The sequence below is a fragment of the Micromonospora sp. D75 genome, from assembly GCF_018070405.1.
GTDB lineage: Bacteria > Actinomycetota > Actinomycetes > Mycobacteriales > Micromonosporaceae > Micromonospora > Micromonospora chalcea.
In genome coordinates this window covers 1-3,852 of record NZ_JAGPXV010000574.1, presented here as the reverse complement: position 1 = coordinate 3,852, position 3,852 = coordinate 1, and the positions used below count along the sequence as shown (strand labels likewise).

Genomic DNA, 3,852 nt, shown 5'->3' with positions numbered 1-3,852 from the left:
TCGCCGCTCGACCAGCCTGGAAACGCCGATCGGACTGGTGTGATCGCTGGGTGCGACGGCATGCTGGTGACGGTGGCAGGTGGGCCCCGGCCGGAGGCGTTTTGGCTCGTCGGGGACCGACCTGGTAGCCTGGCTTTTCGCGCGGCGATGACGCATGCTCGTCGTGCGCGAAAGCAGACCAACCCGAGCTATCAAGACGAGGCTGTCGCGTGGCGAACATCAAGTCCCAGATCAAGCGCAACCGGCAGAACGAGAAGCGCCGGCTGCGTAACAAGTCGGTCAAGTCGTCGCTGAAGACCGCCATCCGGAAGTTCCACGAGGCTGCCGAGGCGGGCGACGCCGAGAAGGCCACCGTGCTGATGCGTGAGGCCACCCGGAAGCTGGACAAGGCTGCCAGCAAGGGTGTCATCCACGCCAACCAGGCGGCCAACCGGAAGTCGGCGATCGCCAAGCGCGTCGCCTCGTTCTCTGCCTGACCGGCACCGCAGATCCCGACCGGAAGCCCCGGGGCCATCGAGCCCACGGGGCTTCCGGCTGTCCCACTCCGATCACGCCGCAGATCTTGGTACGAAACGGCCCCCCGAGGGGCCATCCCGTACCAAGATCTCCGCGCGAAGGCGCGGGGCGCGGCGCGGGGAAGAGGCGCTGCTAGCGCTCGGTCGGGCGGTCGAACGTCGCGTGTTGCGGGTGGTGGTAGCGGACGCCCCGGGAGTCGGCTGGCGTGCCGCCCGGCAACGACCGGACGCTCCGGACCGCGCCGCTCGGCAGCGCGCGGGCGCTCGCGGGCACCCGGGCCCGGCCGACCACCGGCTCCATCTGCCGCCGGAAGCGGTCCCGCTCCTGCTCGGGCACCAGCGCCGCGGTGCGGACGACCATCTCGGCGACCACGTCGTTGAGCTTGACCATCGCGGCCACCGCGACCGGCAGCACCAGCACCGCCCACCAGCTCACCAGTTCGGCGAGCGCGAGCAGCACGGCGAGCGCCATCGCGCCCTCGAAGAACAGGAAGCAGAGCACCCCGCCCGGGTTGACGAAGCGCAGGCCCAGCACCCGGGCGTAGAGCGGGCGGTACCGCTCCTCGTCCGTGGCCACAGTCGACCACGATCGGGTCACCGGGCGCCGCCCTGCCGGGCCGCGGCCACCGAGAACACGGCTCGCTCCAGCGCGTACGCCCGGTCGTCGGCGCCGCCCTTGACCGCCGCGTTGCACTCGGCGGCCACCCGCATCGCCTCGACCAGGCCCTCCGGCGTCCAGCCCCGGGCCCGCACCTGAGCCTTCTCGATCTTCCAGGCCGGCATGCCCAGCGTCTTGGCCAGCTGGAACGGGCTTCCCCGCCCGGCGGCGGCGACCCGGGCCACGGTTCGTACGCCGTCGGCCAGCGCGTCGGCGATCGGCACCGGATCGACGCCGACGTGCAGCGCCCAGCGCAGCGCCTCCAGCGCGCCGGGCACGTCGCCGACCATCGTCGCGTCGGCCACCGTGAAGCCGGTCACCTCGGCCCGCCCCCGGTAGTAGCGGGCCACCGTGTCCGCGCTGATCCGCCCGTCCGTGTCGGCGAGCAGCTGCGAGCAGGCGGCGGCCAGCTCACGCATGTCGTTGCCGACTGCCGCGACCAGGGCGTCGGCCGCGTCCGGCGTGCACTTGCCCCCGTTGCGACGGATCTCGTCCCGCACGAAGGCGGCCCGTTCCCGGTCGCCCTTGAGCTTCATCGCCGGCACCACCGTGGCACCGGCCGCCCGAAGCCCGTCGGCGAACGCCTTGCCCTTGGCCCCGCCCAGGTGCAGCACGACGAGCTGCACGTCCGGGTCGGGGTTCTTCGCGTACGCCAGTAGCGCGGTGGACAGGTCCTTGCGGGCGTCCTGCCCGGAGCGGAGCACCAGCACCCGGCGGCCGCCGAACAGCGACGGGCTGAGCATCTCGGCGATCTCGCCGACGGTGAGCGTGCCGGCCTGGTATTCCCGCACGTCCACGTCGGGGTCCACCTCGCGGGCCCGGGCGACGGCTTCGGTCACCGCTCGCGTGGCGAGCAGCTCCTCGTCGCCGAGGACGAGCACAATAGGAGGCAGGTCGGCGGGGGTCACGTCGCCCATACTCGCACGCCCTCCGACCCGATCGGACCTGGTCATCGAGGACTGTGACGGCACAGCCCGCACTCAGCGCAAATCCAGACATTTGACTTGATCCACCATCTATCCCAACAAGATTCGCCACCTCACCGCTGTCGTACCGGATCGGGGCCGCGCGTCACCACGGCGAGGCCGGCGCCGACGCGCACGGCGGCCAGGTCACCGCCGGTGTCGGTACGCAGCACCCGCGCGCCGCCCCGGGCCAGCCGGTCCAGCAATCCGGCGTTGGGATGCCCGTAGTCGTTGTCGACGCCCACGCACACCAGCGCCACCGCCGGGCGCACCGCGGCGAGGAACTGCGGATCCTGGTACGCCGAGCCGTGGTGGGCCACCTTCAGCACGTCGGCCCGGATCGCGGCGGCCGGCATCGTCTCCAGCATCGCCCGCTGCTCCTCCGTCTCGGCGTCACCGGCGAGCAGGACCCGTACCCCGGCCACGGTGGCGGTCAGGACGAGTGAGTTGTTGTTCGGGTCGGACCGGCTGCCCCGCAGCGGGTACGGCGGCCCCACCGCGACCAGGTCCACCGCTCCGGCCCGCCAGCGCCAGCCCGCCTGCGCGGCGGCGAGCGGCGCACCGGCCCGGCGGGCCGCCTCGCGTACCTGGGCGGCGCCGTAGGGCGGCTCGGACCAGGACGGACCCACCACCGCGCCCACCCGCCGGCCCCGGAACACCCCGGCCACGCCGCCGACGTGGTCGACGTGGAAGTGACTGACCACCAGCAGCGACACCTCACGTACGCGCAGGCGGCGCAGGCAGGCGTCCACGCCGGACGGGTCCGGTCCGGCGTCGACCACCACGGCCCGGCCGGCCGCCACCGGCAGCACCACGGCGTCCCCCTGTCCCACCGCGCACGCCACCACCACCCAGCCGCGCGGCGGCCAGCCGGAGGCAAGCAACCGGATCGGCGCCGCGCCGAGCACCACCGCCATCACCACGACCGCGACCAGCCGCCGCGCCCGGCGTCGGCGGAAGGCGAGCAGCAGCGCCACGCTCACCCCCGCCAGCAGCAGGGCCCCGGCCACCCCGCCCACCCAGGGCAGGTTCCCGGCCGGCAGGTCCGCCCCGTGCGCGGCCACCGCCACCAGCCAGCGCGCCGGCCAACTCGCCAGCCAGGCCAGGAACTCCGCGCCGCCCGGCCACACCGGCGACAGCACCGCCGCCAGCACACCGAGCACAGTGGCGGGCGCGACGGCCGGCACCGCCAACAGGTTCGCCGGCACCGCCACCAGGCTCACCGTCGCGGACAGTCCGGCGATCACCGGGCCGCAGGCGAGCTGCGCGGCGGCCGGCACGGCGAGCGCCTCGGCCAGCCCGGGCGGTACGCCCCGGCGGCGCAGCGCGTCCCGCCACCCCGGCGCGAGCAGCAGCAGTCCCCCGGTGGCGCAGACCGACAACGCGAACCCCGGGTCGCCCGCGAGGTCCGGGTCGTACAGGATCAGCCCGGTGACCGCCGCGGCGAGCGCGGGCAGCGCCGACCGGGACCGCCCGGCGGCCAGCGCGGCGAGCCCGATCGCACCCATCGCGGCGGCGCGCACCACGCTCGGCGAGGGCCGTACCAGGATGACGAACCCGACCAGGGCGAGCACACACAGCGTGGCGGCGGTACGCGGACCGGCGCGCGCCCAGCGGGCCAGCAGCAGCACCGCGCCGACCACTATCGCCACGTTGGAGCCGGACACCGCGTTGAGGTGCGTCATCCCGGTGGCCCGGAAGTCCTCCTCCACCT

General features: G+C 74.4%; 4 protein-coding genes. 1 reads left to right on the top strand and 3 read right to left on the bottom strand.

The window, feature by feature from the left end; translation table 11 throughout:
- Nucleotides 1-209: 209 nt before the first annotated feature.
- The gene (gene rpsT, locus KBX39_RS25680; RefSeq protein ID WP_030503107.1) at nucleotides 210-476 is read left to right on the top strand and encodes a 30S ribosomal protein S20; all 267 of its coding nucleotides are present in this window, start codon (nucleotides 210-212) and stop codon (nucleotides 474-476) included.
- A 172-nt stretch (nucleotides 477-648) separates the two neighbouring features.
- Here rpsT and KBX39_RS25675 read toward each other — a convergent pair whose 3' ends face one another.
- From KBX39_RS25675 to KBX39_RS25665, 3 genes are all read right to left on the bottom strand, one after another.
- Entirely contained in the window at nucleotides 649-1,113 is a 465-nt protein-coding gene (locus KBX39_RS25675) for a hypothetical protein (RefSeq protein WP_210872916.1), read from the bottom strand.
- Complete coding sequence (gene holA / locus KBX39_RS25670) at nucleotides 1,110-2,090, bottom strand: DNA polymerase III subunit delta (RefSeq protein ID WP_043328991.1); 981 nt, start codon at nucleotides 2,088-2,090, stop codon at nucleotides 1,110-1,112. Before holA ends, KBX39_RS25675 begins: the two co-directional genes overlap by 4 nt.
- A 122-nt stretch (nucleotides 2,091-2,212) precedes the next feature.
- Nucleotides 2,213-3,852 (bottom strand): ComEC/Rec2 family competence protein (locus tag KBX39_RS25665; RefSeq protein WP_210872914.1); only part of this gene is annotated, 1,640 nt, incomplete at its 5' end.

Bases quoted from the DNA above. Each gene is read 5' to 3' on its own strand.
- holA (WP_043328991.1), bottom strand. From the start codon at position 2,090: ATGGGCGACGTGACCCCCGCCGACCTGCCTCCTATTGTGCTCGTCCTC.